We start from the raw sequence: 25289 nt of genomic DNA, 5'->3' as shown, positions 1-25289 counted from the left end.
CCGGCGTCGCGCTCGAAGGGCTGGTCGTCACGCGCTACGCGCATGGCCTGCCGACCGAACATGTGAAAGTCATCGAGGCCGGCCACCCGGTGCCGGACGAGGCGGGCGAGCGCGCCGCCGCGGAAATCCTGGCCCGCGTGCAGGCGCTCGGGCCCGAGGACCGGCTGATCGTGCTGGTCTCCGGCGGCGGCTCCAGCCTGCTGTCGCTGCCGGCCGAGGGCGTGTCGATGGCCGATCTGCGCGCCACCACGCAGGAGCTGCTGCGCTGCGGGGCGCCGATCACCGAGATGAACGTGGTGCGCAAGCATCTGTCGCGCATCCAGGGTGGGCGCCTGGCCCAGGCCAGCCGCGCGCCGGTGACCACGCTGATCGTCTCGGACGTCGCCGGCGACGATCCCAGCGCCATCGCGTCGGGTCCGACCGTCGCCGATCCCAGCACCTACGACGATGCGCTGGCGATCCTGCGCCGCTACGAGGCCCGCGTGCCGCCCGCGGTGCAGGCCTATCTCGAGGCCGGCGCGCGCGGCGAGCATGCCGAGACGCCGAAGCCCGGCGATCCGCTGTTCGCGCGCGTCGACAACCGCATGATCGCCACCGCGCACGGCAGCCTGGCGGCCGCCGCCGAGGTGTTCCGCGCGCACGGCGTGACCCCGGTGATCCTCGGCGATACCGTCACGGGCGAGGCCCGCGAGGTAGCGCGCGTCTACGCGGCGCTGGTGCGCGAAATCCGCGCGTACAATGCGCCGTTTGCCGCGCCGGTGGCGCTGATCTCCGGCGGCGAATGCACCGTGACGCTGCCCAAGGACGGCGCCGGACGCGCCCGCGGCGGCCGCTGCTCCGAATTCCTGCTGTCGCTGGCGATCGAACTGGAGGGCGTGGCCGACGTGCATGCGATCGCCGCCGATACCGACGGCATCGACGGCTCGGAGGACAATGCCGGCGCGCTGGCCGACCCGGGCACGCTGGCCCGCGCCGAGGCGGCCGGCATGCCGGCGCGCCGCCAGCTGGAGGCGCACGATGCCTGGGGCCTGTTCGATGCGATCGGCGACCTGGTCGTGACCGGGCCGACCCGCACCAACGTCAACGACTACCGTGCCATCCTGATCCTGTAATCGCCAATCGTCCACGCCGCCCGCCGCCGCCGCTGCGGACCGCGGCCGACCGCTCAATCCCACGCTTTCGATTTGCCGAAGTCATGACCCAGACCCTGACCATCACCCGCCCCGACGACTGGCACCTGCATCTGCGCGACGGCGCCGCCCTCGCTGCCGTGCTGCCCGATACCGCGCGCCAGTTCGCCCGCGCCATCGTGATGCCGAACCTGAAGCCGCCGGTCACCACGGTGGCGCAGGCGCAGGCCTATCGCGCCCGCATCCTGGCGGCGCTGCCGGCCGGCCTGTCGTTCGAGCCGCTGATGACGCTGTACCTGACCGACAACACGCAGGCCGACGAGATCGTCGCCGCCAAGGCGAGCGGCTTCGTCCATGGGGTCAAGCTGTATCCGGCCGGCGCCACCACCAACAGCGATGCCGGCGTGACCGACATCCGCCGCTGCAGCGCGGCGCTGGAGGCGATGCAGCGCGTCGGCCTGCCGCTGCTGGTGCACGGCGAGGTCACCGACAGCGAGATCGACCTGTTCGATCGCGAGGCGGTCTTCATCGAGCGCGTGATGACGCCGCTGCGCCGCGATTTTCCGGGGCTGAAGGTCGTGTTCGAACACATCACGACCAAGGACGCGGCCGACTACGTGCGCGAGGCCGAAGGGCCGATCGGCGCGACCATCACTGCGCATCACCTGCTGTACAACCGCAACGCGATCTTCATCGGCGGCATCCGCCCGCATTACTACTGCCTGCCGGTGCTCAAGCGCGAGACGCATCGCCAGGCGCTGGTGGCCGCGGCGGTATCGGGCAACCCGCGCTTCTTCCTCGGCACCGACAGCGCGCCGCACGCGCGCGGCCTGAAGGAGCACGCCTGCGGCTGCGCGGGCTGCTATACCGCGCTGCATGCGATGGAGCTGTACGCCGAGGCCTTCGATGCCGCCGGCGCGCTCGACAGGCTGGAAGGCTTCGCCAGTTTCCACGGGCCCGACTTCTACGGCCTGCCGCGCAATACCGGCACGCTGACGCTGCGGCGCGAGCCGTGGCAGCTGCCCGAAGCGCTGCCGTACGGCGAGACGGAGCTGGTGCCGCTGCGGGGCGGCGAGACGCTGCAATGGAAGGCTGCGCTGGCCGCCTGAGCGGTGGGCGGTCCCAGCGCTGAGCGGGCCGTCGAGGGCCTGCAGCCTGCTGTCCAGGGCCTCACGCCTGCCGTCGACCTGGCGCAGCGGCTGGCCCGGGTCGATTGGTCCCGGCCCTGGTTTGCGCCGTTCGCGCGGGCGGGCGCCGCGATCGCGGCCGAGGTCGGCCAGGGCCGGCCGGTTCATGCGGCGCTCGACGCCTTTGCCGCCGCGCAGGGGCTGACCAATGCCGCCGGTCTGCCGCTGCGCTTCGTCCCGCAGCACGCGCTGCCGCCCGGCAGCGCCTACGAGGCCCATATCCACGCGCACGGCGAGGTGCCGACGCGCGAGAACCTGCACGACTTTTTCAACGGCCTGATCTGGCTGCATTTCCCGCGCACGAAGGCGATGCTGAACCGGCTGCAGGCCACGGCCATCGCCGCGCACGGCGTGCAGCCCACGCGCGGGCCGTTGCGCGACGCGGCGACGCTGTTCGACGAGAACGCGGTGCTGTTCGTCTGCGCCGAGCCGCGGCTGGAGGCGGCGCTAAGGGGATTTCGCTGGCGCGAACTGTTCGTCGACGGCCGCGGCGCGTGGGCTGATCGCTGCGCGGTGGTGCCGTTCGGCCATGCGCTGCTGGAAAAACTGGTCGCACCCTACAAGTCCATCACGGCGCACGCCTGGCCGATCGCCCGTTCGCTCGCCAATCCGCATCCGGCCACGGCGCAGACGCTGGATGGGCCGCTGGCCGAGATGCTCGCGCAGGCGCGGCTGCGGGGCCGGAGCAGCTTCGCGCCGCTGCCGGTGCTCGGCATTCCGCACTGGTGGCCGGCCAATGCCGATCCCGCTTTCTACGACGACACCACGGTGTTCCGCCCCGGCCGCCGCGGTCCCGGCGGTCCGAGCGGTCCCAGTGGTCCCAGTGGTCCCAGTGGTCCCAGTGGTCCCGGCGGTCCCGGCGGTCCCGGCGGTATCAGCGGTCCCGGCGGTATCAGCGGTCCCGGCGGTATCAACGATATCGGCGATGCAAGCGGTACTGGCGAGGCCGGCGCGACCGGCGGGATCGACCCAAAGGTGCTAGACTGCGGCCCGCGAAGCAGGACAGACAACCGCTGCTCGCCCGGCAACGGGCGAGGGGAGGAAAGTCCGGACTCCACAGGGCAGGGTGGTGGCTAACAGCCATCCACGGCAACGTGCGGAATAGGGCCACAGAGACGAGTCTTCGCGCCGGGTTTGCCCGGTGCGAAGGGTGAAACGCGGTAACCTCCACCCGGAGCAATCCCAAATAGGCAGACGATGAAGCGGCCCGCCGAGTCTGCGGGTAGGGAGCTGGAGCCGGCCGGTAACGGTCGGCCTAGAGGAATGGTTGTCACGCGCGCGCGGATCGCAAGGCCCGTGCGTCGCGCACAGAATCCGGCTTATCGGCCTGCTTCGCTTCGAATTCGCTTCCCGGTGCGGCGCGCCGGGAACGCCTCAAGGGCGCCGACGCGCCGGTATCAAGTTTTCCGGTCTTACACCTCGACCAGTTCGACGCTGTGGCTGATCTCGGCCGTCTTGGCCAGCATGATCGACGCCGAGCAGTACTTGTCGTGCGACAGCTGCACCGCGCGTTCGACGGTCGCCGGGTTCAGGTTGCGGCCGGTCACCGTGAACTTGAAGTGGATGCGGGTGAACACCTTCGGATCCTCGGCGGCCCGGTCTGCCTGCAGCGTGACGGAGCAGCCGCGCACGTCGTGGCGTCCGCGCTTCAGGATCAGCACCACGTCATAGGCGGTGCAGCCGCCGGTGCCGAGCAGCACCATCTCCATCGGCCGCGGCGCCAGGTTGTGGCCGCCGCCCTCCGGGGCACCGTCCATCGCGACGAGGTGACCGCTGCCGGTCTGCGCCACGAAGCTCATGCCGTCGTTGCCCATCCAGGTGACCTTGCATTCCATTTCGTTCGTTCCTGCTCTCAATGTTTCGTTTCGATGCTGCGATGCGCGTGCATCGAGCGCTTGCATTTTCCTCAAATTTTCCGTGCGCCGTGTGGTGTCTTTGCCGCTCGAACGGGCGGAAAACCGAGGGAAACCTCTAAGATGTCAGTTTGATGACATCTCGGCCTACCCGTAAGTTGTTGAATTTTAAGCTTTTCTGCTGGCTGTCGTCGCCGTGACAATTTTTTGCATTACGAAATGCCATTTCGCACTGCAAATTTTCTTGCATCGCACAAGCCGTCATGTATAATTTCAACCATTGAACGACGGCGCGCCGATGGCCCGCCAGAGTGCGAAAGCGAAGGGTGGTCGAAGCGACCGAGGCAGTTTCCCGACGCCAGCCCGCACCGCCGGCCCCGTCCCGTTGTTCTCCCAGTGTCTCCTCCACCCTCCTCCTTTGGTGGATTCAAACCCAAGCCTCAGCGGCTTGGGTTTTTTTTCGCCCCTGCGCCGCTTCCTTTCCTGGAAAAAGCGGTCCGCGAGACACTGGATGCCCCGATCTCTTGACGGCAAACGCATTGTTTGCTTGTGCCGGGCGGCGAACCGCAAGTATAATCGAGGGCTTTTCCGTCATGCCCGCGGAAGAAGAACTCAGGGAGAGCCTGCACACACAAGCAGGAAGGTCAGGTCCAAAGGGCCGGCCGACGACGAAAGTCATGTTACGGGCAGGTTCTACAAGTCTCAGGAAAGATCATGAAAACCTTTTCCGCCAAGCCTCATGAGGTAAAGCGCGACTGGTTCGTGATTGACGCGACGGACAAAGTCCTCGGCCGTGTCGCCAGCGAAGTGGCACGCCGTCTGCGCGGCAAACACAAGCCGGAATTTACTCCGCACGTCGACACGGGCGATTACATCATCGTCGTCAACGCGGCCAAACTGCGTGTCACCGGCACGAAGGAAACCGACAAGAAGTACTACCGCCACTCGGGCTACCCGGGCGGTATCTACGAAACCACGTTTGGCAAGATGCAACAGCGCTTCCCGGGCCGCGCCCTGGAGAAGGCTGTCAAGGGCATGCTGCCGAAGGGTCCGCTGGGCTATGCGATGATCAAGAAGCTGAAGGTGTACGCCGAAGCCGAGCATCCGCATGAAGCGCAGCAGCCCAAGGCGCTGGAAATCTAAGGGGGCCATCCATGATCGGAAATTGGAACTACGGTACTGGCCGCCGCAAGAGCGCTGTGGCTCGTGTCTTCATCAAGTCGGGCAAGGGCGACATCGTCGTCAATGGCAAGCCCATCAACGAGTACTTCGCTCGCGAAACCTCGCTGATGATCGTGCGCCAGCCGCTCGAACTGACCGCCCACGCACAGACCTTCGACATCAAGGTCAACGTGACCGGCGGCGGCGAAACCGGCCAGGCCGGTGCGGTGCGCCACGGCATCACCCGCGCGCTGATCGACTATGACGCCACTCTGAAGTCCGCGCTGTCCAAGGCCGGCTTCGTCACCCGCGATGCGCGTGAAGTCGAGCGCAAGAAGGTCGGTCTGCACAAGGCACGTCGTCGCAAGCAGTTCTCGAAGCGTTGATGCGCCGGGCAAGCCGGGATCCTGTCCCGGATTGCGCAGCCAGCAAGAACCGCACGCCTGTCGTGCGGTTTTTGTTTTGGTAGCGTCGCTGTCTGGAGCGTCGTTGCCTGGTGCGCCTTTGCTTTGGAGCATCGTTGCCAGCAGCGTTGTTGCCGCATCACGGTGGTACGGGCAGTTGGCCGCACAATGCATCGTCATGGATACAATGGCGCTTTCCCAAGTTTCCCAATGAGGCCGCGATGCTGTTTTCGAAGAAGAAAGGGTTGACGATCGACACCCTGATCGGTCGCCAGACCGTCGTCGAAGGCGACCTCCACTTCTCGGGCGGCCTGCGGCTCGACGGCCGCGTGCGCGGCAACGTGCTGGCCGTGGCCGATCAGCCCAGCATGCTGGTGGTCAGCGAGACCGGCGTGGTCGAGGGCGAGGTCAAGGTCGGCCATCTGGTGCTGAACGGCACGGTGACCGGTCCGGTACATGCCGCCGAGCTGCTGGAACTGCAGCCGCAGGCCCGTGTGCAGGGCGAAGTGCATTACGCGGCGCTGGAAATGCACCAAGGCGCGATTGTCGAGGGCCGTCTGGTTCCGCTCGGGAACACCGAGCCCAAGCAGTTGCCCAACTTGAAACTGGCCGCAGGCAGCGAAGAAAGCGCCTGAGGCCGCGCGCCCGGAAATGCGCGTGAACCATGCCCCTTGAATCGATGGGGGATCGGCACGATCTTTCCAGTGCGCTTAGAATACCGGCGTATCTAAATAGGAGAACCCCATGAACGCAGTCGCAGAGGCACCCGTTACCGAGGACGTGCCGGCCCCGTTCGTCTTTACCGACAGCGCCGCCGACAAGGTCAAGCAGTTGATCGAGGAAGAGGGCAATGCCGATCTGAAACTGCGCGTCTTCGTGCAGGGCGGCGGTTGTTCCGGCTTCCAGTACGGCTTCACGTTCGACGAGGAAGTGAACGAGGACGACACCACGATGGTCAAGAACGGCGTCACCTTGTTGATCGACTCGATGAGCTACCAGTATCTGGTCGGCGCGGAGATCGACTACAAGGAAGACATCAACGGCGCCCAGTTCGTGATCAAGAACCCGAACGCCACGACCACCTGCGGTTGCGGCTCGTCGTTCTCGGTCTGACGCCAGTCCGCCTCGGCAAAGAAAAAGCGCACCAGCCGGTGCGCTTTTTTTTTGCCCCTCTTTATTGCTCCATCGGTTGCTCGGTCTGTTGCCGATTCGGTTGCCGCTTCTGTTGCCCCCTCCTGTCAGCCCCTGCTGTTACCCCCAATTTCCGGCGGCGGCCGCGGGTCTTACTGCGTCGCCCGCCAGACCACCGGAAACCAGTCCTCGCGCATGCGCTCTCCGTCGGCGAGCCCGATGCCCGGGAAGGGCGGCGAGGTGCGGCCCGGGCGGGCGATGTAGCGCACATCGTCGCCGAGAAAGCGCGCTGAAAACGCGCGCCGGCGTCCGGTGCCGGTATTGCCGGCGGCGCCATGGACGGTGCGGAAATCGAACACCACCGCGTCGCCCGGCTCCAGCTCCGGCGTCAGGATCCGGTGCGAACCGTCCTCGACGTCGGGCATCTCCATGAAGGCGTCGTCGCCGGCATAGAAGTTGTCGTTGCTGGCCCAGCGCTTGGGCCGTACCAGCCTGGGCCAGCGATGCGAGCCGAGCACCACGCGCAGCGTGTTGGCGGTAGTGACGGGGTCCAGCGGAATCCAGTAGCTGGCGGTCTGCCAGCCGTCGACGCAGTAATAGGGCAGGTCCTGATGCCAGGGCGTCGGCTTGGCCGTGCCGGGTTCCTTGACCAGGATGTGCTCGTGGAAGACCTGGGCCGCCTGCGAGCGCATCAGTTGCCCCGCGATCGCGGCCGCCGGCGACTCCCGCATGAAGGCCGCGAAGGCGGGAATGCGCTGCCAGTTGCAGTAGTCCTCGAAGAAGCGGCCGCTCTCGCCGCTGCGCACGTTCTCGATGGCAAACGGCCCCGGCGACGCCAGGTTCTGCTCGAAGCCTTCGCGCAACCGCTCGACCCAGCCGCTGAAGGCACCCCGTAGGACCAGCGCGCCGTCGCGCTGGTAGGTCTCGATCTGCGTGGCGCTGATTTCCATGGCTCCCCCTGAGTGATATCGGTCCGCGACGACAGTATCGAGGGCCCCTCTGAATAGGGAAAGCATATATTTTCTATGCTTCAATATAGCCTCTCTCTATAAAGCGGCCCCGACCCCTATCTCGACCCCGACCCCCGACCCCGCCCCCCCGGGCCCGTCCCGGGTTCCGGCTCCCTGGCCCCCAGGCCCAGCCCGCCACGCTCGCGATGATCGCCTTCTCCTTCCGCCAACTCGAATACTTTGTCGCCGTCGCCGAGCAGGGCAGCATCAGCGGCGCGGCGCGCGTGCGGCATGTGTCGCAGCCCTCGGTGTCGCTGGCGATCGGCCAGCTCGAACAGATCCTAGGTACGCCGCTGTTCCGCCGGCAGGTCAGCCGCGGACTGGCGCTGACCCCGGCGGGCCAACGGCTGCTGGCGCGCGCCCGCGACATCCTCGCGCTGGCCGCTGGCATTGGCGCCGACGAGGGCGAGGCGGCGACGCTGAGCGGCCAGCTGTCGCTGGTCTGCTTCCAGGACCTCGGTCCCTACCATGTGCCGGCGCTGCTGGCCGGTTTTCGCGCCCGCCATCCCGGCGTCGCCGTGACGCTGTTCGAGGCGGATCTGGCCACGGTTGCGCGCACGCTGCACGCCGGCAAGGCCGAGCTTGCGCTGACCTACGACCTCGGCTTCGACCACCGCGTGCTGCGCTGGCGCCTTGCCGAGCTGGCCCCCTATGCGCTGCTGCCGGCCGAGCATCCGCTGGCCGCGCAGCCGGACGTCAGCCTTGCCGAGCTGGCCGGCGAGCGCCTGATCCTCGAGGACATCGCGCAGACGCGCGAGTATTTCCTGTCCTTGTTCTGGGCCCACGGCCTGTACCCGCAGCTGCATCAGTACACGCAGACCTTCGAGATGCAGCGCGGCCTGGTCGCGCACGGCTATGGCGTGGCGCTGTCCTGCACGCGACCGGCCGGCGATCGCAGCTACGACGGTACGCCGATCGCCTGCCGCCCATTGCGCGAGACCGTGACGCCGCAGCGCGTGGTGCTGGCGCGGGCGGAATCGATCCGGCCCTCGCCGGTGGCGGAGGCCTTCATTCGGTGGGTCGAGCTGGAACGGGGTGCCGTGGCGTTGCACGAGGAGGGGCAGGCCGGCGCGGCCCGCTGAGACCGGTCCGCCGGTCCGCCAATCCGCCAGTCCACGGCACGCGAGAAGCGCGAGGCCGGGACCGCCGCGTCGCCGGAGCGATCAGCGCGGGTAAATCGCGCCGAGTACGCGCGGGCCGGCGGCGCCGGTCACCGTCGGCATATTGCCCGGTTGGCGGCGCAGGCATTGGCGCGCCAGCCAGGCAAAGGCGAGCGCCTCGACCTGCAGGACCGGCACGCCGAAATCGTCGGAGGTTTGCACGGTGACGCCGGGCAGGGCGGCCGCCAGGCGCGCCATCACGAAGCCGTTGCGGGCCCCGCCGCCGCAGACAATCAGGCGCCGCGCGTCCGGCGCATGGCGGCGGATATCCCGGGCGATCGCTTCGGCGGTCAGCGCCGCCAGCGTGGCCTGCACGTGCTGCGGGTCGCGTTCGGCGTCCTGCAGTTGCGCGTCCAGCCAGGCCGGATGGAACAGGTCGCGGCCGGTGCTCTTCGGCGGGGTTTGCTTGAAATAGGGCTCGTCGAGCAGCCGCGCCAGCAGCGCCTCGTCGATGCGGCCGCCGGCCGCCCAGTCGCCGTTGCCGTCGAAGGGCTGGCCGCGATGGCGCGCGATCCAGTGGTCCAGCAGCGCATTGCCCGGGCCGCAGTCGAAGCCGATCACCGGCCCGCCATCGCCGGGCAGCACGCTGATATTGGAGATGCCGCCGATATTGCAGACCACGCGGGTCTCGCCGGCCAGGCCGAACAGCGCCTGGTGCACGGCCGGCACCAGCGGCGCGCCCTGTCCGCCCGCGGCGACATCGCGGCTGCGGAAATCGGCAATGACGTCGATGCCGGTCAGCTCGGCGAGCAGCGCCGGATGCTGGCTCTGGCGCGTATAGCCGATGCCGTCGTAGCGGCCGGGACGGTGGCGGATGGTCTGGCCATGCGCGCCGATCGCCGCGACGGCGTCGGGCTTCACGGCGGCGTCGCGCAACAGTGCGGCCACGCAGTCGGCATAGACGCGCGCCAGCGCATTCGCGGCCAGCGCCTCGCGATGGATCTCGTCGTCGCCGGGCTGTTGCAGCGCGCCGAAGGCGGCGCGCAGGTCGTCGGGGAAGGGCTGGTGGCTGGCCGCGAGGACCCGGGGCTGCGCCCCGGCGAAGTCCACCAGCACGCCGTCGGCCCCGTCCATGCTGGTGCCGGACATCAGGCCGATCAGGAGTTCGGGGCGCGTGGCGGACATCGCGGCGTGGGGCGGTGCGCTCGGTGCCGCGTCAGTTGCCGTTGGAGGCGACGTTGTAGGTGCGCAGCGCGTTGATCCGGCTCAGCATGTCGCTGGTGTAGCTCAGGAACTGCTGGCGCGCGCGTCCGGTCAGCGCCGGCGATTCCATCAGCGTGATCGTCAACGGGTTCTGCGGCACGTCGTTGTGGCGGAACTCGTAGTGCAGGTGCGGACCGGTGGCCCAGCCGGTCGAGCCGACGTAGCCGATCAGCTGCCCCTGCATCACGCGCTGCCCTTGCTGGATGCCGGCAAAGCGCGACAGATGCGCGTAGTAGGTCGAGTAGCCGTTGTGGTGCTTGATGACGACGATATTGCCGTAGCCGTTTTGCTGGCCGACGAAATCGACTTCGCCATCGCCGGTGGCGAACACCTTGGTGCCGGTCGGCGCGGCGAAGTCCACGCCCTTGTGCTGCTGCCACTGGTGGTGCAGCGGGTGGTCGCGGCCGCCGAAACCGGACGACATCCGCGAGAACTCGACCGGCGAACGCAGGAACGGCCGCTTCATGCTGCGTCCGTCGAAGGTGTAGTAGGCGCCGTTCTTGCCGTCCGGCGCGTACCACAGCGCCTGGTGCAGCTGGTTGCGATTGATCAGTTCGATGGCGACCACGCGGCCGTTGCGCACGAAGGCCCCGTCGCGATAGCCCGATTCGTAGACGATGCGGAAGCGGTCGCCCTTGACGATGTCGTGGTGGAAGTCGATCACGCCCGAGAAGATCGAGATCATCTGGTCGACCACCTCATCGGGCACGTTGGCCGCGTCCATCGCCTTGAAGAAGCCGCCCGTGCCGATCGTGCCCGAGCCCATCTCGTAGTGCAGCTCGTTCTTGACGACCTCGATGCGGGCCTTGTACTCGGGATCGGCCAGGTCGCCGGCGCGCTCGATCACCAGCTGGCGCGAGATCGAGACGTCGCCGCCCATGTTGGCCTGCAGCGAGACCAGCAGATTGCTCTGGTCGACTTCCGCCTGCACGATCTGGCCCGGTTCGAGCTTGAACAGGCCGCGCGCGGTCGGGTTCTTGTGGATGAAGGCCTGCGCGTCGGGGTCGTCCACGCCGAGCCGCTTGAGCAGCGTGGCGATGGTGTCGCCGCGCTGCATGCGCTCCTGGCGTACGAAGGTGGCGCTGGTATCGGTCAGGCGCTCGAGCTGTTCGCGCAGGTCGGGCAGGCGCATGCCCTGGACCACGCGGGGCGCGTCGGGATCGTCGTAGGCGGTGCGCGGTGCCACGCCCATGGCGGCGGCCATGCCGAGCGTAAAGACGGTCGCGACCGACGCCGTCAATTGCTTGCGGCGGCGCGCATGCAGCGCATGGGTCGGATCGACGAGCACCACGAGCTCACGCGCGAAAACTTCGCGGAGTCTGGACCACATCACGTAAAATTCTGCCTTGGTTCGGGCTCCGCTGCCGCGACGATCTGTGCGTGTCTGCCTTCCTCCCCCGAGGTGCGGCGCGGGCTGTCTTTCGTTTGCCGCCTACAATGGCGGTTGGCCTACGGGATGGCTCCCGGCCGGCCGAATCGGCGGATTATACCAAAAACTTCCCCGGTGTCCGCCCGAATGTTCATGTATTTCAACGACTTAAGTCATGACCGACGTATCCTCCGGCGCCGCGACCTCCTACCCCCTGACGCCGTCCGTGATGCACGCGCTGGAAGTGTCCAAGCGCGGCTGCGACGAACTGCTGATCGAATCCGAATGGCTGCAGAAGCTGGCGCGTAGCGAAGCGACCGGCGTGCCGTTGCGGATCAAGCTGGGCCTGGATCCGACCGCGCCGGACATCCACATCGGCCACACGGTCGTGCTCAACAAGATGCGCCAGCTGCAGGACCTCGGCCATCACGTGATCTTCCTGATCGGCGACTTCACTTCGACCATCGGCGATCCGTCCGGCCGCAACAGCACCCGGCCGCCGCTGACGCGCGAACAGATCGAAGCCAACGCGCAGACCTACTACCGCCAGGCCAGCCTGGTGCTCGACCCGTCCAGGACCGAGATCCGCTACAACAGCGAGTGGTGCGACCCGTTGGGCGCGCGCGGCATGATCCAGCTCGCCGCGAAGTACACCGTCGCCCGCATGATGGAGCGCGACGACTTCACCAAGCGCTACCGGTCTGGGATTCCGATTTCGGTCCATGAGTTCCTTTACCCGCTGATGCAGGGCTACGACTCAGTTGCATTGAAGTCCGATCTGGAGCTCGGCGGTACCGACCAGAAGTTCAATCTGCTGGTCGGCCGCGAGCTGCAGAAGGAATACGGCCAGGAGCCGCAGTGCATCCTGACCATGCCGCTGCTGGTCGGCCTGGACGGCGTCGAGAAGATGTCCAAGTCCAAGGGCAACTACGTCGGCGTGACCGAGCCGCCCAGCGAGATGTTCGGCAAGCTGATGAGTATCTCGGACGACCTGATGTGGCGCTACTACGAATTGCTGTCGTTCCGCCCGATGTCCGAGATCGACCTGATGAAGCAGGAAGTGGCGCTCGGCCGCAACCCGCGCGACTGCAAGGTGATGCTGGCGCAGGAGATCGTCACGCGCTTCCACAGCGCGGCCGATGCCGGCAAGGCGCTGGAGGACTTCAACCACCGCGCCCGCGGCGGCGTGCCCGACGACATCCCCGAAGTCAGCCTGTCCGGCGCGCCGCTGGGCATCGCGCAGCTGCTCAAGCAGGCCAACCTGGTGCCGTCGTCGTCCGAGGCCAACCGCAATATCGAGCAGGGCGGCGTGCGCATCGATGGCACCCAGATCAGCGACAAGGCGCTGAAGGTCGAGGCCGGCACCTATGTGGTCCAGGTCGGCAAGCGCCGTTTCGCGCGCGTGACGCTGTCCTGAGGCGGCCCCGATGATTGCGTTGATCCAGCGCGTGGCGCGAGCCAGCGTGACGGTCGATGGCCGGGTCACCGGCGAGATCGGTGCCGGCCTGCTGGCGCTGGTCTGCGCCGAACGCGGCGACACCGAGAGCGAGGCCGAGCGCCTGCTGGCCAAGCTGCTCGGCTATCGGGTGTTCTCGGACGCCGCCGGCAAGATGAACCTGCCGGTGCGCGACATCGACGGCAAGGGCACGCCAGGCGGCCTGCTGGTGGTGTCGCAGTTCACGCTGGCCGCCGATACCAACAGCGGCACGCGGCCCAGCTTCACGCCGGCGGCCTCGCCCGAGGACGGCCGCCGCCTGTACGAGCATTTCGTCGCGCGCGCGCGCGCCGCGCATCCCGAGGTGCAGACCGGGGAGTTCGGCGCGATGATGCAGGTCAGCCTGGTCAACGACGGCCCGGTCACGTTCTGGCTGCGGGTGCCGCCACCGTCGCCGCCGTCCCCGTCCCCGTCCCCGTCATCCACGCCGCCCCGCGCGGCCAACCCTTGAGCGCAAGGAGACAAGCATGAGACTCTGGAGCAACGCCTTTGCCGACATGGCGCCGATTCCCGGCGAGTTCGCCTTTGCCGTGCCGGATGCCGCCAACCACATCACGCTGTCCGGCAACCGCAATCCGGACCTGCACTGGGAAGGCGCGCCCTCGGGCACGCGCTCGTTCGTGCTGATCTGCCACGATCGCGACGTGCCCAGCCGCGGCGACGACGTCAACCAGGAAGGCCGCGAAGTCCCGGCCAGCCTGCCGCGCGTGGACTTCTTCCACTGGGTGCTGGTCGACATCCCGCCGGGCCTGACGACGATCTCGGCCGGCTCGCACAGCGACGGCGTGATCGCGCGCGGCAAGCCCGGTCCGGAGGCGACCGGCGGCACCGCGGCCGCGGGCGGCCTGCGCCACGGCGTCAACGACTACACCAGCTGGTTCGCCGGCGACAAGGACATGGCGGGCGACTACTACGGCTACGACGGCCCGTGCCCGCCGTGGAACGACGCGATCGTGCACCACTACGTGTTCACGATCTATGCGCTGGATCTGGACCGCCTGCCGCTCGAGGGCCGCTTCACCGGCGCGCAGGTGCGCGAGGCGATCGAAGGCCACGTGCTCGACCAGGCCAGCCTGACCGGCACCTATACCCTGAACCCCAAACTGGCGGCGAAGCAGTCGGCCGGCTGACGCCGCCGCAGCCCCAACACCAAGAAAAAGCGCGCACCCGGCGCGCGCGAAGGAAACGGCATGACGTTCACGCCCGGGCCGCAGTCGCTGCTGGCCATCACCCATCTGATCGTGATCCGACACGGCGAAACGGCCTGGAACCGCGAACGGCGGCTGCAGGGGCAGCTCGATATCCCGCTGAACGATACCGGCCACGCGCAGGCACGCGCGCTGGCCAGTTCGCTGGCGGGCGAACCGGTCGACGCGATCTATTCGAGCGACCTGTCGCGCGCGATGCAGACCGCGGCGCCGTTGTCCGAAGCGCTGGGCGTGCCGGTACAGTCCGAGCCGCGCCTGCGCGAGCGCTGCTACGGCACGCTCGAGGGCATGACCTATGCCGAGGTCGCGCAGCAGCGGCCGGAGGACTTCGCCCGCTGGCAGGCGCGCGTGCCGGACTACGCGCCGCCGCAGGGCGAGTCGCTGCGGGACTTCCACGAGCGCGCCGTCGAGGTCGTGCTGGCGCTGGTGCGCCGTCATCCGGGCGAGCGCATCGCGCTGGTCGCGCATGGCGGCGTGCTTGACTGCCTGTATCGCGAGGCCACCGGCATGACGCTGGAAGCGCCGCGCGAGCACGAGCTGCTCAATGCCAGCGTCAATCGCCTGCGCAGCGACAGCCACCGGCTGACCGTGGCGCAGTGGGCCGACGTCAGCCACCTGGCCACGCTGACGCTGGACGAGGTCGATCGGCGCGTGCCGTGACTTACGGCAGCGCCGATTCCGGTCGGCGCTATCCTCCGGCGCTATTCCCCGGCGTTATTCCGCGGCGCTATTCCGGAGCGCAACTTCCAGCGCTGTGCCGCGGCGTTATTGCCGAGCGCAATCTCCCACGCTATACCCGCAACCGGAACGGCGTGAAGTCGGTATCGCGGTCGTACCAGTCCTCGTCCTCGGCACGCTTCAGGAAGGCCACCACGCGATAGGTGACCGGCGTCATCACGACCTCCCAGCCGGTCTTCAGCACGTACTGCGCGACCGCCACCTGCACCACCTTCTCCAGCGGCCAGATGCCGTAGAACGCGATCACGTAGAACAGCGACGAGTCGACCAGCTCGCCGGCCAGCGTCGAGCCGATCGTGCGCGTCCACAGCCAGCGGCCGCGCGTCCACAGCTTCATCTTGGCCAGCACGTAGCTGTTGGTGAAGCTGCCGCAGCAGAAGGCGATCAGCGAGCCCAGCGCGATGCGCCACGTGTTGCCGAACACGTCCTCCAGGCTCTTCTGATAGTCGGCCATGAACGGCGCCACCGGCATCGACAGCACCACCAGGCTCATGAAGGTCGCGAAGGCCAGCGCCGCGAAGCCGGCCCACACCACGCGCCGGTCGCGGCCATAGCCGTAGACCTCGGTCAGCACGTCGCCGAAGATGTACGAGACCGGGAAGAACAGCACGCCGGCGCCGAAGGTCACCGGGCCGATCCAGGGCAGCGTGACCTGCGCCGCCTTGGCCGCGCCGATCAGGTTCGAGCACAACAGCACGGTGACGAAGGCCACCATCACCAGATCGTAGTAGCGGTAAACGCGTCCGGTACGGGGCGCGGCGCGGGTTGTGGTCATGGTGTTCCCTGGTTTTTTGCTGGCGATTATGCCAGCAGCGGGCAGGGCGGGCTGGCGGGGGGCCTGGAGGCCCCTGGTGCTTTGGGGCTTTGGGCCATTGGGGCTCCGGCGAGGCCGCCGTCCCCGCTGGCGCCGCATGCGAACGCGAGGCGCCAGGTGTATCGTTGCGGCATTCTCGACCGCCAAGCCACACGGAGCCCGCCGCCATGACATGGTCCTCCAGCCAATACCTGCAATTCGAAGACGAGAGAACGCGCCCGGCGCGCGAGCTGATCGCCGCCGTGCCGACGCAAACCGTTCGCAGCGCGATCGACTTGGGCTGCGGCCCCGGCAATTCGACCGAGGTGCTGGCCGCGCGCTATCCCGACGCGCGGATCGTCGGCCTCGACAGCTCGCAGGACATGATCGACGCCGCCCGCAAGCGGCTGCCGCAGTTCGAGTTCCAGCTCGGCGATATCAGCGCCTGGCGCGATCCGGGGCCGTACGATCTGGTACTCGCCAACGCCGCGCTGCAATGGGTGCCGGACCATGCCGGGCTGTTCCCGTCGCTGGCCCAGCGCCTTGCGCCGGGCGGCAGCCTGGCCGTGCAGATGCCCGACAACCTCGATCAGCCGACCCATCGGCTGATGCGCGAGGTCGCGGGGGACGGTCCGTGGGCGCAGGCGCTGTCGCAGGCCGCGGCCGCGCGCACCACGCTGCCGCCGGCGGGCTGGTACTACGACCTGCTGCGGCCCCACTGTGCCCGCGTCGATATCTGGCGCACGACGTATCACCACACGCTGGCGGGCGCGCCGGCCGTGGTCGAATGGCTGAAGGGAACGGGTCTGCGGCCTTTCCTGGAGCCGCTGGACGCCGGGCAGCGGGAGGCGTTTCTCGCGCGCTACACGGCGGCGATCGCCGAAGCCTATCCGGCGCAGGTCGATGGGGTGGTGCTGCTGCCGTTTCCGCGGCTGTTCATCGTGGCGACGCGATGATGCCGCGGCGTCAGTTCTTGCCGGCGGGGGGGTTGGTGGACGCGTCGGCGGGACCGTCGGCGCAATCGCCGGCGGAGGCGTTGGCGGAATCGCGGGCGGTATCGTTGGCAGAACCATCGCCCGTCGCGCCGGCGAGCGCAGCCGCGCAATAGGCGGCGATCGCGTCGAGCACGCTGTCGGCCTCGCCGACCGCCGCCGCGCTGCGGATCCGGATGCCGGCCAGCCGCGCGCGGCAATCGTCGAGCAGCGCCGGCAGGTCGCGGCGCAGATGGCCGCCCTGGCCGAAAAACACCGGCACCACCAGGATGTCGTCGATCTGCTGCGCGGCCAGTTGCGTCAGCGTGTCGGGCAGGTTCGGCGTCATCAGCTCAAGAAAGGCCAGCCGGACCGCGCAATCGGGCAGCATCGCGGTCAGTCGCGCATGCAGCCGGTCGAACGGCTCCCGCCAGCGCGCATCGCGCGCGCCGTGGGCGAACAGCACCAGCGCCTGGCGGGCCGGCTTGTCGCTGGGCAGGTCGGCGCGCGAGGCCATCGCTCAATGCCGGTCGACCCAGCGCAGCGCGGTCAGCGCGACCAGCAGGTACAGCGTGCCGGGCAGCAGCGCGGAAACGATCGGCGGCCAGGTGTGCAGCAGGCCCACGTGCGAGAACAGCGTGTTGGACAGGTGGAAGGACAGCCCCAGCATGATGCCGCCGAACACCTTGATGCCGACCGCGCCGGCGCGTGCGTGCAGATAGGCGAACGGCAGCGCCAGCGCCATCATCACGAACAGCGTCAGCGGATAGACCACCTTCTTCCAGAACGCGATCTCGTAGCGCTGCGTGTCCTGCTTGTTGTCGCGCAGATGGCGGATATAGCGGAACAGGTCCAGCGTCGACATGCGCTCCGGCGTCACCAGCAGCACCGACAGGATCTGCGGCGTCAGCTCCGAGTGCATCGTCATGTCGGGAAAGCTCTTGCGCTCGGCCCGGAACGCCGGCGCCAGCCCGTCGCGCTGCGCGCCGGCCGGCGGCGGCGCTTCGGCGAAGCGGGTTTCCGTGACCTTGGACAGCTGCCATGACTGGTCGCCGCGGTAGCGCCCTTCCTCGGCGACGCGGATCACGCTGAGGCGATAGTCGCCGTCGAATTCGTAGATCGTCACCCCATTGATGGTCTGGTCCGGCTTCAGGCCGGCCACGTTGACGAAGCGGGTCAGCTCGCCGCCGGTGGCCGGATCCTTGCCGCGGTCCTTGACCCAGACGCCCGAGCGGAAGCCCGACGACACCGTCGCGCCCAGCGAATCGAGCTTGACCTTCTGCGCGTACTGCTCGGTCTTGGGTCCGATGAACTCGCCGAACAGGAACGTCGCGATCGCCAGCGGAATCGCCAGCTTGAACAGCGAGAACAGCGCCTGCCGCGTATTGAGACCGGCCACGCGGAAGATCGTGTATTCGGACTGGCTCGCCAGCTGCGAGAACACATAGATCGCGCTGATCAGCGCCGCGATCGGCAGCACCTCGTAGATTCGGGTCGGCGCCTGCAGCACGACGTGGAAGAAGGCGACCAGCGAGGTGTAGCCGGCCGTCACGTTCTCCAGCTCGTTGAGCATGTCGAAGAACACGAACAGCGCCAGCACCGCGAACAGGATGAACGCGAAGACGCCGTAGATCAGCCGGCCGAAGTAGCGCTCGTAGACGTGCAGCAACCTCATGCCGGGTCTCCCTGCGGGGTGCGGCGGCGCAGCCCGAACACCGCGCGCCAGCCACCGAGGCTGTAACGCTGGCGGTAGCGGAACAGCATCACCGCGCCGAGGAAGGCGAGCAGGTGGAACGGCCACCAGGCGAGCCCGAAGGGCAGCGAGCCAGAGCGGACCCAGGCCTGCGACAGGTTGATCAGGTTGCTGTAGGTCAGGTAGATCAGCACGGCGAACACCAGCGGCGTATAGCGGCCCAGGCGCGGGTTGACATAGGCCAGCGGGATCGCGATCAGCACGAAGTTGAAGGCCAGGATCGGCAGCGACAGCCGCCAGATCAGCTCGCCGAGGTTTTCATTGGTCGGATTGCGCAGCAGCTCGATGGTGTCGCGGCTCTTGACCGGCAGGTTGGCGTCGCTCTCGGGCGGCTTGCTGTCGACCTTGACCGCATAACGGTCGAACTCGACGATGCGGTAATCCAGCTTGCCCGGGGTGCCGGTGTAGCGGCGGCCGTCCTCCATCACCACCAGCCGGTCGCCGTTGGGCATGGTCTCGAACTGGCCCTGATGGGCCAGCGCCACGCCGACCTTGCCGGCCTCGGCATTGGCGACGAACACATTGCGCGCATGGCGCATATCGCCGTCGATGCTCTCGATGAACAGCACGTAGTTGCCGTTGGCCGGCTCGATGAAGCGGCCGGCGGCGATCATCGACAGCACGCCGCGTTGCTGGAAGCGGTCGCGGAACAGCGCGCTCTGCTGGTTGGCCCAGGGCCAGGCGAAGGCGCCCAGGAACAGCGCCAATATCACGAAGGGCGCCGCGAACTGCAGCACGGGCTTGATGAAGTCGCGCAGGGACAGGCCGGCCGAGAACCAGACCACCATCTCGGAGTCCTTGTACCAGCGCGTCAGCACGATCAGCGTGGAGATGAACAACGTCGCGCACAGCAGGATCGCCAGGTAGCCGAGCGCGGCCAGGCCGATCAGCATCAGCACGTCGTTGGGGCTGGCACGGCCGGTGGCGGCCATGCCGAGAATACGGATCACGAGCGAGGTCAGCATGAAGGTCAGCATGACCAGGAACACCGCGCCGGCGGTGTAGGCGAGCTCGCGTCGCAAGGCTTGTTGAAAAATCATGCGATGTCGGTTCCGGGCTGCCGGCCAGCGCGGCGGCGGCGCACGCCGGCGGCTGACGGAGGGTACGGCGTCAGCGCTGCAGGCCAGCGGCGGCCAGTCGCTGCGGAAGTGACTGCCAAAAGTTCGCGAAGCAAAATCGCGGATAATGGAGGCTTTCGTTCTACACGAGCCCCTGGAAGGAAGCGCGATGGAATTTAGCACAAAAGCCCTGGATTTGAGCAAAGCGGGCCAGAATGGTTTCCTGGCGACCAAGACCGACTGCCTGGTGGTCGGTGTGTTCGAGGGCCAGAGCCTGGACGGCGTCGCCAAGGCGCTGGACGCCGCGACCCGGGGCCTGGTGGCTAGATTGATCAAGCTCGGCGACTTCGAAGGCAAGCGCAATTCGCAGCTGATGCTGCACGAGGTCGCCGGCATCGGCGCCGCCCGCGTGCTGCTGGTGGGCCTGGGCAAGGAGGCGGAGTTCGGCGACAAGGCATTCGCCGATGCGGTGCGTACCGCGTTGCGTGCGTTGAGCGGCACGCGTGCCGCCAATGTCCTGTGGTGCCTCGCGCAGCCGGCGCCGCGCGCCGCCGGGCAGGGCGCGGAGGGCGCGACCCGCGACATCGCCTGGCGCGTGATCACCACCGTCACGCTGATCCGCGAGGCGGGCTACCGGCTGCTGGAGCGCCATCCCGAACTCAAGCGCAACGGCGCCAAGAACAACGACAAGGCCCTGGGCCTGCGCAAGGTAGTGCTGGCGGTCGATGCGGCCGAGGCCAAGGCCGCGAACCAGGCCGTGGTGCGCGGCGTGGCGATCGCCAACGGCATGGAGCTGACCAAGGACCTGGGCAACCTGCCTTCCAATATCTGCACGCCGACCTATCTGGCCGACACCGCGCGCTCGATCGCGCGCCGCTTCAAGCTGAAGGTCGAGGTGCTGGGCCGCAAGCAGATCGAGGCGCTGAAGATGGGCGCCTTCCTCGCGGTCACCAAGGGCACCGCCGAGCCGCCGCAGTTCATCGTGCTGCGCTACGACGGCGGCGGCGCGCGCCAGGCGCCGGTGGTGCTGGTGGGCAAGGGCATCACCTTCGATACCGGCGGCATCTCGCTGAAGCCGGGCGAGGGCATGGACGAAATGAAGTACGACATGTGCGGCGCCGCCTCGGTGCTCGGCACGCTGCAGGCGGTGGCCGAGATGGGGCTGAAGCTCAATGTCATCGCCGTGGTTCCGACCTGCGAGAACATGCCGAGCGGCACCGCCACCAAGCCGGGCGACGTGGTGACCAGCATGTCGGGCCAGACCATCGAGATCCTGAACACCGATGCCGAGGGCCGCCTGATCCTGTGCGACGCGCTGACCTATGTCGAGCGCTTCAAGCCGGCCGCGGTGATCGACGTCGCCACGCTGACCGGGGCCTGCATCATCGCGCTCGGCCACGTCAACAGCGGCCTGTACGCGCGCAGCGACGCGCTGGCCGACCAGCTGGTGCAGGCCGGCCGCAAGGCGATGGACGGCGCGTGGCGCATGCCGCTGGACGACGAGTACCAGGAGCAGCTCAAGTCCAACTTCGCCGACATGGCGAACATCGGCGGCCGTCCGGCCGGCAGCGTCACGGCGGCCTGCTTCCTGGCGCGCTTTGCCGACAAGTACGACTGGGCCCACCTGGACATCGCCGGCACCGCGTGGAAGAGCGGCGCGGCCAAGGGCGCCACGGGCCGCCCGGTGCCGCTGCTGACGCAATTCCTGATGGACCGCGCAGGCTGATCTCCCAACTCCCATGACGCGCATCGACTTCCACAGCAACGTGCCGGACAAGCTCGGCTATGTCTGCCGGCTGATCCGCAAGGCCTACGGGGCCGGGCAAAAGATCGTGGTGCATGCCGAGCCAGCGATGCTGGCGCGGCTCGATGCGCAGCTGTGGACCTTCTCGGCGCTGGATTTTCTGCCGCACTGCGGGCTCGACAGCCCGCACGCGGCGGAAACGCCGATCGTGCTGGCCGCCGCGCTCGACGCGGTGCCGCACCACGAACTGCTGATCAATCTGGATACGAGGATCCCGCTGCAGTTCGCCAGCTTCGAACGCATGATCGAAGTGGTCGGCGGCGACGCCGACGATCGCGCCGCCGGGCGCGAACGCTATCGCCAATATCGCGAGCGGGGCTATCCGCTGATGCACCACGATATCGGGCAACGCAATCAGGGCGAGGCCGCCGGCGCCTAGCTTCGGCTTCCCTCGGGGCAGCGTAGCGCGGTCCCTCCAACGCTCGCTCCGAACGCTTCGCTTCGAGCGCTCCGTTCGAACGCTTCGCTTCAAGCGCTCCCTTCGAACGCTTCGCTTCGAGCGCTCCCTTCGAACGCTCGCCTTCGAGCGCTTCCCTTCGAACGCTTCCTATAGTGGTCTCCGCCAGTTAACTTCGCAGCATTTCAGGCAAGCACCGTAGCCCATAGGCTGGCAACTTACGGCATCGGCTTCCGCCGTGTTCCGTTGTCCTTCCTTCAGGTGTCCTTGCCCTATGCTCGACTACTCTGCTCGCCAGCCGCGGCCGCGTCCGCCGCGCCATTCAGACCGAAACCCGGTCGATCGCCATGTTGCCGATCATGCCGGCCGCTATCCGCTGTACGGTCCTCTGCGCTATCCCACCGGCCATTCCCGCATCCCGCCCGGGCATGACGGTCACGACTTCCACTTGCCGTGCCGCCTGCCGGGGCCGACCTGCCTCGACGTACGCGAGCCCGTCGACGAGGCGAATGGGGACGGGCTGCGAACGCCCGGCCGTCATCACGACGCCTCATACAAGCTGGTGTTCGCGTTTCGCGAGGTCGTCCGCGACCTGATCCGCGACTTCATCTCGGATCCGTGGCTGCAGACGGCAGACTTCGATTCCATGGAGATGGTGCCGACGCACCACGTATCGGACGGGCTGCGCGTGGGCCTGAACGATGTGGTCTGGCGGGTGCGCGTGCCGGGACAGCAGCAGCCGGTCCACCTGCTGATCGAGTTCCAAAGCAGCCACGACCCGCATATGGCCGCGCGCATGCTGGCCTACGTCGGCATGTTCTATCGCGATGTCAGCCGACGCTGCCGCGGCCGGGGCCGGCACCGCTATCCGCTGGTATTCCCGATCGTGCTTTACAACGGCACCGAGCGATGGCGTGCGCCGACGGACATTGGAGCAATGATTCCGGTCGTACCGGGCCGCGTCGCGGACCATCAGCCCAGTCTGCAGTACTGCCTGATCGACCGTAGCGCCTATACCCAATCGGAACTGGCAACACAGCGCAATCTTGTCGCCGTGCTGATGCGACTCGAACAGGCGACGACGGTGGATGCCGTGTTTGCGCCGTTGCGGCTTGCCAGGGAACTGGCGCAAGGCAATGCCGCGCTCGACACCGCGCTGGCCGCATGGGTCGTGGCGCGAGCCGCCAACTTCAGCGCCGCCGCGCTGGATCTCAACGAAGTGCACAACCTGATGGAGCTGGATATGGAACTGTCGCAAGGCTATGGAAAGTGGGCGCGCCGGTTGGAGCGCGACATCACGCGGAAGGTCAAGGCCAAGCTCGAGGCCGAAGTAAGGGCAGAGCTATTGATCAAACTGCTCGACCATCGCTTCGGTCCCTTGCCCGAGGACATCGCCGCCAAGGTGCTTTCCGCGTCGGTGCAGCAGATCGAGGACTGGGCGCGTCGCGTGCTATACGCGCAACGCCTCGATGACGTGTTCCTCTGCTAGCCGGCGGCCGTCCCGCCGGCGCCTGGGTCGCGATGCGTTTCGCGTGATCGCGATCCTCCGACCCCCCGACGCTTCACTGGCGTATCAGCGTCGATTTCCCGAACAGGCTCTCGAGAAAATCCACCATCAGCCTGGCGGTCTGGTTGCGGACGTCGCAAGCCGGATTGAGTTCGAGCACGTCGAGCGATCCGAGCCGGCCGGTGTCCGCGATCATCTCCATGCAAAGCTGCGTTTCGCGATAGGTCGGGCCGCCCATCACGATTGTGCCGACGCCCGGTGCGATGCTGCAGTCGAGGAAGTCCACGTCGAAGCTGACGTGTAGATGGGTGTTGTCGTCGATGCCGGCGAGCGCGTTCTGCATGGTATGGCGCATGCCGTTCTCGTCGATGTAGCGCATGTCGAAGACCGCGAGGTTCAGGTCTCGCAGCCGCCGTTTCTCTTCGGCGTCGACGCTGCGAATGCCGACCTGCCGGATATGCTCGGGCTTGACCGCCGGCACCGTGCCGCTCAGCGAGATCAAAGGCGTGGGGCCATCGCCGCACAGGCACGCCACCGGCATGCCGTGGATATTGCCGGTCGGACTGGTGGAGCCGGTATTGGCGTCGGCGTGCGCGTCCAGCCAAAGCACCAGCAGCTTCTTGCCGGTGTCGCGACAATGGCGCGCGGCCGCACTGATCGACCCGATCGCCAGGCAATGGTCGCCGCCCAGCAGCAGCGGAAAGCGTCCGTCCTGCAGGCAGCCGTAGCAGGCATCGAACACGCCGCGGTTCCACGCCACCACTTCGTCGAGGTGCCGCATGCCGTCGATCGGCTGATGCCACGGATTGGCCGGGCCGGACAGATTGCCGCCATCGACGACGTCGAGCCCATTGCGCAGCAGGGCACCGGCGATATCGGCGACGCGCATCGCCTCCGGTCCCATCGATGCGCCGCGCGTGCTGGCGCCGACATCGGTAGGCGCGCCAATCAACATCACTGTCTTCATGGTCCCTCCTTGCGGTATCCGGGGCCGCCGGTGCCCGCGCGTTGTCCGGGGCCGCCGATCACCGGGCCATGATACCGCCCGGAGGAGAGCTCAGTCCGGCATGGCCCGCGGGTCGTATTGCGTGGCGAACTCGGGCGAGGGCGGAATCGGCTTGATGATGTCGATCAGTACGCCGTTGGGATCGGCGGTGATGAAGTGCCGCTGGCCGAAGGGCTCGTCGCGCAGCGCCAGCCGGATCGGCAGGCCGGCCTGCTGCAGCCGCGCGTACAGCGTGTCGACGTCCTCGACCTCGAAGTTCAGGATGGTGCCCGCCACCGGCGCGCGGCTGCCCACGGGGATCGTCTCGTGCCGGTAGTCGAGCACGGCGAGGTTGACGCCGGCATCGTCCGCCGACTGCAGATGCCAGTACCAGTCGCTCGAGAACAGCGCCGTGAAGCCGAAATGCCGCTGATAGAAGGCCGCCGTGGCTGCCACATCGGCGGTCTGGATGACGGGGTAGAAGCTGGTGATCTTCATGACGGACTCCGTTCGGTGCGGCCGCTTGGGGAAATGGCCGGATGACATTAACATGCAATCTGTATCTTTTTTGTCGTTATAACATACAGGCTGTATGTATGCAAAGAAAAATGCCACGGACCAACCGTGAACGCACCGAGGCCACGCGCCGCGCCTTGCTGGCGGCCGCGCGCGCCCTGTTTGTCGACAAGGGGTATGCCGATACCTCGACTCCGGAAATCGTCGCGGCCGCCGGCATCACGCGCGGCGCGCTCTATCACCACTTCGATGACAAGCGCGCGCTGTTTCGCGCGGTGCTGGAGGAGGAGGCAAGGGCGGTGGCCGACGAGATCGAGCGCGCGGCGCCCGCCACGCGCTCGCCGCGCAAGGCGCTGATCGCCGGCAGCGAGGCCTATCTCGATGCGATGACGGTGGCCGGACGCACGCGGCTGCTGCTGGTGGATGGTCCGGCGGTGTTGGGCGCCGGCGAAAGCC

General features: G+C 67.7%; 26 protein-coding genes, 1 other RNA gene and 1 pseudogene. 18 read left to right on the top strand and 10 right to left on the bottom strand.

The annotated features are described in order from the left end of the window. The 4 genes and pseudogenes from AC6EI8_RS10895 to rnpB form a co-directional block, all read left to right on the top strand. On the top strand, positions 1-1112 hold a 1112-nt coding region (locus AC6EI8_RS10895; protein ID WP_498381920.1), incomplete at its 5' end, for a glycerate kinase type-2 family protein. Between the two features lie 83 nt (positions 1113-1195). Continuing rightward, positions 1196-2239 (top strand): dihydroorotase, encoded by a 1044-nt coding sequence (gene pyrC / locus AC6EI8_RS10890; RefSeq protein ID WP_498381919.1) that lies wholly within the window; start codon positions 1196-1198, stop codon positions 2237-2239. A 39-nt stretch (positions 2240-2278) separates the two neighbouring features. Next, positions 2279-3109, top strand: a pseudogene (locus AC6EI8_RS10885) (DUF3025 domain-containing protein); the annotation flags it as partial. A gap of 202 nt (positions 3110-3311) precedes the next feature. Continuing rightward, positions 3312-3655, top strand: an RNA gene (rnpB, locus tag AC6EI8_RS10880) — RNase P RNA component class A. Positions 3656-3729: 74 nt separating this feature from the next. Here the strand turns inward: rnpB and AC6EI8_RS10875 are convergent. After that, positions 3730-4152 carry an OsmC family protein gene (locus tag AC6EI8_RS10875; protein ID WP_006576931.1) on the bottom strand — a complete coding sequence of 141 codons (423 nt, stop codon included), beginning with the start codon at positions 4150-4152 and terminating at the stop codon, positions 3730-3732. 732 nt (positions 4153-4884) lie between these two features. Between AC6EI8_RS10875 and rplM the strand changes: the two genes are divergently transcribed. The 4 genes from rplM to erpA all read left to right on the top strand — a co-directional run bounded on the left by rplM (position 4885) and on the right by erpA (position 6848). Continuing rightward, on the top strand, positions 4885-5313 hold the full coding sequence (gene rplM / locus AC6EI8_RS10870; protein WP_006576930.1) for a 50S ribosomal protein L13: 429 nt from the start codon (positions 4885-4887) through the stop codon (positions 5311-5313). A gap of 11 nt (positions 5314-5324) precedes the next feature. Then, the gene (rpsI, locus tag AC6EI8_RS10865) at positions 5325-5717 is read left to right on the top strand and encodes a 30S ribosomal protein S9 (protein WP_006576929.1); all 393 of its coding nucleotides are present in this window, start codon (positions 5325-5327) and stop codon (positions 5715-5717) included. A gap of 239 nt (positions 5718-5956) precedes the next feature. After that, complete coding sequence (locus tag AC6EI8_RS10860) at positions 5957-6370, top strand: bactofilin family protein (protein ID WP_149317667.1); 414 nt, start codon at positions 5957-5959, stop codon at positions 6368-6370. Positions 6371-6479: 109 nt separating this feature from the next. After that, complete coding sequence (gene erpA / locus AC6EI8_RS10855) at positions 6480-6848, top strand: iron-sulfur cluster insertion protein ErpA (RefSeq protein WP_149317668.1); 369 nt, start codon at positions 6480-6482, stop codon at positions 6846-6848. 170 nt (positions 6849-7018) lie between these two features. Here the strand turns inward: erpA and AC6EI8_RS10850 are convergent, their stop codons facing one another. Beyond that, positions 7019-7816 (bottom strand): phytanoyl-CoA dioxygenase family protein, encoded by a 798-nt coding sequence (locus AC6EI8_RS10850; RefSeq protein ID WP_150084456.1) that lies wholly within the window; start codon positions 7814-7816, stop codon positions 7019-7021. Between the two features lie 206 nt (positions 7817-8022). On the opposite strand from AC6EI8_RS10850, the gene AC6EI8_RS10845 reads away from it, so the two are divergent. After that, a complete protein-coding gene (locus AC6EI8_RS10845; RefSeq protein ID WP_150084454.1) occupies positions 8023-8958 on the top strand; it encodes a LysR substrate-binding domain-containing protein in 936 nt (311 codons plus the stop codon). Between the two features lie 81 nt (positions 8959-9039). Here the strand turns inward: AC6EI8_RS10845 and AC6EI8_RS10840 are convergent, their stop codons facing one another. Together AC6EI8_RS10840 and AC6EI8_RS10835 are read right to left on the bottom strand one after the other, a co-directional pair. Continuing rightward, positions 9040-10161 carry an anhydro-N-acetylmuramic acid kinase gene (locus AC6EI8_RS10840; protein ID WP_226108517.1) on the bottom strand — a complete coding sequence of 374 codons (1122 nt, stop codon included), beginning with the start codon at positions 10159-10161 and terminating at the stop codon, positions 9040-9042. Positions 10162-10192: 31 nt separating this feature from the next. Then, entirely contained in the window at positions 10193-11569 is a 1377-nt protein-coding gene (locus AC6EI8_RS10835) for a M23 family metallopeptidase (protein ID WP_498381918.1), read from the bottom strand. 214 nt (positions 11570-11783) lie between these two features. Between AC6EI8_RS10835 and tyrS the strand changes: the two genes are divergently transcribed. Genes tyrS through AC6EI8_RS10815 form a run of 4 tightly spaced genes read left to right on the top strand, consistent with a single transcriptional unit; the run spans position 11784 to position 14971 of the window. Then, complete coding sequence (tyrS, locus tag AC6EI8_RS10830; RefSeq protein WP_149317673.1) at positions 11784-13025, top strand: tyrosine--tRNA ligase; 1242 nt, start codon at positions 11784-11786, stop codon at positions 13023-13025. Between the two features lie 10 nt (positions 13026-13035). After that, positions 13036-13554, top strand: coding sequence for a D-aminoacyl-tRNA deacylase (dtd, locus tag AC6EI8_RS10825; RefSeq protein ID WP_226108515.1), 519 nt, complete (start codon positions 13036-13038; stop codon positions 13552-13554). Between the two features lie 16 nt (positions 13555-13570). After that, complete coding sequence (locus AC6EI8_RS10820; RefSeq protein ID WP_149317675.1) at positions 13571-14233, top strand: YbhB/YbcL family Raf kinase inhibitor-like protein; 663 nt, start codon at positions 13571-13573, stop codon at positions 14231-14233. Positions 14234-14293: 60 nt separating this feature from the next. Beyond that, the gene (locus AC6EI8_RS10815) at positions 14294-14971 is read left to right on the top strand and encodes a histidine phosphatase family protein (protein ID WP_150084448.1); all 678 of its coding nucleotides are present in this window, start codon (positions 14294-14296) and stop codon (positions 14969-14971) included. A 130-nt stretch (positions 14972-15101) separates the two neighbouring features. On the opposite strand, the gene AC6EI8_RS10810 is transcribed toward AC6EI8_RS10815, so the two are convergent. Continuing rightward, the gene (locus AC6EI8_RS10810) at positions 15102-15824 is read right to left on the bottom strand and encodes a queuosine precursor transporter (protein WP_149317677.1); all 723 of its coding nucleotides are present in this window, start codon (positions 15822-15824) and stop codon (positions 15102-15104) included. Positions 15825-16030: 206 nt separating this feature from the next. Here AC6EI8_RS10810 and tam point away from each other — a divergent pair, with 206 nt between their 5' ends. Continuing rightward, positions 16031-16798 (top strand): trans-aconitate 2-methyltransferase, encoded by a 768-nt coding sequence (gene tam, locus AC6EI8_RS10805; RefSeq protein WP_150084446.1) that lies wholly within the window; start codon positions 16031-16033, stop codon positions 16796-16798. 10 nt (positions 16799-16808) lie between these two features. Here the strand turns inward: tam and AC6EI8_RS10800 are convergent, their stop codons facing one another. From AC6EI8_RS10800 to lptF, 3 genes are read right to left on the bottom strand one after another with little or no spacing between them, the layout of a single operon-like run. Then, a complete protein-coding gene (locus AC6EI8_RS10800; RefSeq protein ID WP_226108513.1) occupies positions 16809-17330 on the bottom strand; it encodes a sirohydrochlorin chelatase in 522 nt (173 codons plus the stop codon). A 3-nt stretch (positions 17331-17333) separates the two neighbouring features. Continuing rightward, positions 17334-18488: an LPS export ABC transporter permease LptG gene (lptG, locus tag AC6EI8_RS10795; protein ID WP_149317680.1), complete on the bottom strand. Its 1155-nt coding sequence runs from the start codon at positions 18486-18488 to the stop codon at positions 17334-17336. Next, positions 18485-19606 carry an LPS export ABC transporter permease LptF gene (lptF, locus tag AC6EI8_RS10790; RefSeq protein WP_498381917.1) on the bottom strand — a complete coding sequence of 374 codons (1122 nt, stop codon included), beginning with the start codon at positions 19604-19606 and terminating at the stop codon, positions 18485-18487. Before lptF ends, lptG begins: the two co-directional genes overlap by 4 nt. A 187-nt stretch (positions 19607-19793) precedes the next feature. Between lptF and AC6EI8_RS10785 the strand changes: the two genes are divergently transcribed. The 3 genes from AC6EI8_RS10785 to AC6EI8_RS10775 all read left to right on the top strand — a co-directional run bounded on the left by AC6EI8_RS10785 (position 19794) and on the right by AC6EI8_RS10775 (position 23314). Continuing rightward, positions 19794-21350: a leucyl aminopeptidase gene (locus AC6EI8_RS10785; protein WP_149317682.1), complete on the top strand. Its 1557-nt coding sequence runs from the start codon at positions 19794-19796 to the stop codon at positions 21348-21350. 13 nt (positions 21351-21363) lie between these two features. Continuing rightward, positions 21364-21807, top strand: coding sequence for a DNA polymerase III subunit chi (locus AC6EI8_RS10780; protein WP_149317683.1), 444 nt, complete (start codon positions 21364-21366; stop codon positions 21805-21807). 292 nt (positions 21808-22099) lie between these two features. Continuing rightward, a complete protein-coding gene (locus AC6EI8_RS10775; protein ID WP_498381916.1) occupies positions 22100-23314 on the top strand; it encodes an Rpn family recombination-promoting nuclease/putative transposase in 1215 nt (404 codons plus the stop codon). A gap of 73 nt (positions 23315-23387) precedes the next feature. Here AC6EI8_RS10775 and rocF read toward each other — a convergent pair whose 3' ends face one another. Both rocF and AC6EI8_RS10765 read right to left on the bottom strand, forming a co-directional pair. Then, the gene (rocF, locus tag AC6EI8_RS10770; protein WP_498381915.1) at positions 23388-24299 is read right to left on the bottom strand and encodes an arginase; all 912 of its coding nucleotides are present in this window, start codon (positions 24297-24299) and stop codon (positions 23388-23390) included. 90 nt (positions 24300-24389) lie between these two features. Further along, positions 24390-24815, bottom strand: coding sequence for a VOC family protein (locus AC6EI8_RS10765; RefSeq protein ID WP_498381914.1), 426 nt, complete (start codon positions 24813-24815; stop codon positions 24390-24392). A 110-nt stretch (positions 24816-24925) separates the two neighbouring features. Here AC6EI8_RS10765 and AC6EI8_RS10760 point away from each other — a divergent pair. After that, the coding region (locus tag AC6EI8_RS10760) for a TetR/AcrR family transcriptional regulator (RefSeq protein WP_498381913.1) at positions 24926-25289 on the top strand (364 nt) is incomplete at its 3' end.

The organism is Cupriavidus sp. R6-3 (genome assembly GCF_059772245.1).
The sequence above is the reverse complement of the archived record's forward strand: the minus strand, read 5'-3'. Positions and strand labels throughout refer to the sequence as shown.

Excerpts from the sequence above, each read along its gene's own strand:
- pyrC (WP_498381919.1), top strand. The coding sequence starts at position 1,196 with ATGACCCAGACCCTGACCATCACCCGCCCCGACGACTGGCACCTGCAT.
- AC6EI8_RS10875 (WP_006576931.1), bottom strand. The coding sequence starts at position 4,152 with ATGGAATGCAAGGTCACCTGGATGGGCAACGACGGCATGAGCTTCGTG.
- rplM (WP_006576930.1), top strand. The coding sequence starts at position 4,885 with ATGAAAACCTTTTCCGCCAAGCCTCATGAGGTAAAGCGCGACTGGTTC.
- rpsI (WP_006576929.1), top strand. The coding sequence starts at position 5,325 with ATGATCGGAAATTGGAACTACGGTACTGGCCGCCGCAAGAGCGCTGTG.
- AC6EI8_RS10860 (WP_149317667.1), top strand. The coding sequence starts at position 5,957 with ATGCTGTTTTCGAAGAAGAAAGGGTTGACGATCGACACCCTGATCGGT.
- erpA (WP_149317668.1), top strand. The coding sequence starts at position 6,480 with ATGAACGCAGTCGCAGAGGCACCCGTTACCGAGGACGTGCCGGCCCCG.
- AC6EI8_RS10850 (WP_150084456.1), bottom strand. The coding sequence starts at position 7,816 with ATGGAAATCAGCGCCACGCAGATCGAGACCTACCAGCGCGACGGCGCG.
- AC6EI8_RS10845 (WP_150084454.1), top strand. The coding sequence starts at position 8,023 with ATGATCGCCTTCTCCTTCCGCCAACTCGAATACTTTGTCGCCGTCGCC.
- AC6EI8_RS10840 (WP_226108517.1), bottom strand. The coding sequence starts at position 10,161 with ATGTCCGCCACGCGCCCCGAACTCCTGATCGGCCTGATGTCCGGCACC.
- AC6EI8_RS10835 (WP_498381918.1), bottom strand. The coding sequence starts at position 11,569 with ATGTGGTCCAGACTCCGCGAAGTTTTCGCGCGTGAGCTCGTGGTGCTC.
- tyrS (WP_149317673.1), top strand. The coding sequence starts at position 11,784 with ATGACCGACGTATCCTCCGGCGCCGCGACCTCCTACCCCCTGACGCCG.
- dtd (WP_226108515.1), top strand. The coding sequence starts at position 13,036 with ATGATTGCGTTGATCCAGCGCGTGGCGCGAGCCAGCGTGACGGTCGAT.
- AC6EI8_RS10820 (WP_149317675.1), top strand. The coding sequence starts at position 13,571 with ATGAGACTCTGGAGCAACGCCTTTGCCGACATGGCGCCGATTCCCGGC.
- AC6EI8_RS10815 (WP_150084448.1), top strand. The coding sequence starts at position 14,294 with ATGACGTTCACGCCCGGGCCGCAGTCGCTGCTGGCCATCACCCATCTG.
- AC6EI8_RS10810 (WP_149317677.1), bottom strand. The coding sequence starts at position 15,824 with ATGACCACAACCCGCGCCGCGCCCCGTACCGGACGCGTTTACCGCTAC.
- tam (WP_150084446.1), top strand. The coding sequence starts at position 16,031 with ATGACATGGTCCTCCAGCCAATACCTGCAATTCGAAGACGAGAGAACG.
- AC6EI8_RS10800 (WP_226108513.1), bottom strand. The coding sequence starts at position 17,330 with ATGGCCTCGCGCGCCGACCTGCCCAGCGACAAGCCGGCCCGCCAGGCG.
- lptG (WP_149317680.1), bottom strand. The coding sequence starts at position 18,488 with ATGAGGTTGCTGCACGTCTACGAGCGCTACTTCGGCCGGCTGATCTAC.
- lptF (WP_498381917.1), bottom strand. The coding sequence starts at position 19,606 with ATGATTTTTCAACAAGCCTTGCGACGCGAGCTCGCCTACACCGCCGGC.
- AC6EI8_RS10785 (WP_149317682.1), top strand. The coding sequence starts at position 19,794 with ATGGAATTTAGCACAAAAGCCCTGGATTTGAGCAAAGCGGGCCAGAAT.
- AC6EI8_RS10780 (WP_149317683.1), top strand. The coding sequence starts at position 21,364 with ATGACGCGCATCGACTTCCACAGCAACGTGCCGGACAAGCTCGGCTAT.
- AC6EI8_RS10775 (WP_498381916.1), top strand. The coding sequence starts at position 22,100 with ATGCTCGACTACTCTGCTCGCCAGCCGCGGCCGCGTCCGCCGCGCCAT.
- rocF (WP_498381915.1), bottom strand. The coding sequence starts at position 24,299 with ATGAAGACAGTGATGTTGATTGGCGCGCCTACCGATGTCGGCGCCAGC.
- AC6EI8_RS10765 (WP_498381914.1), bottom strand. The coding sequence starts at position 24,815 with ATGAAGATCACCAGCTTCTACCCCGTCATCCAGACCGCCGATGTGGCA.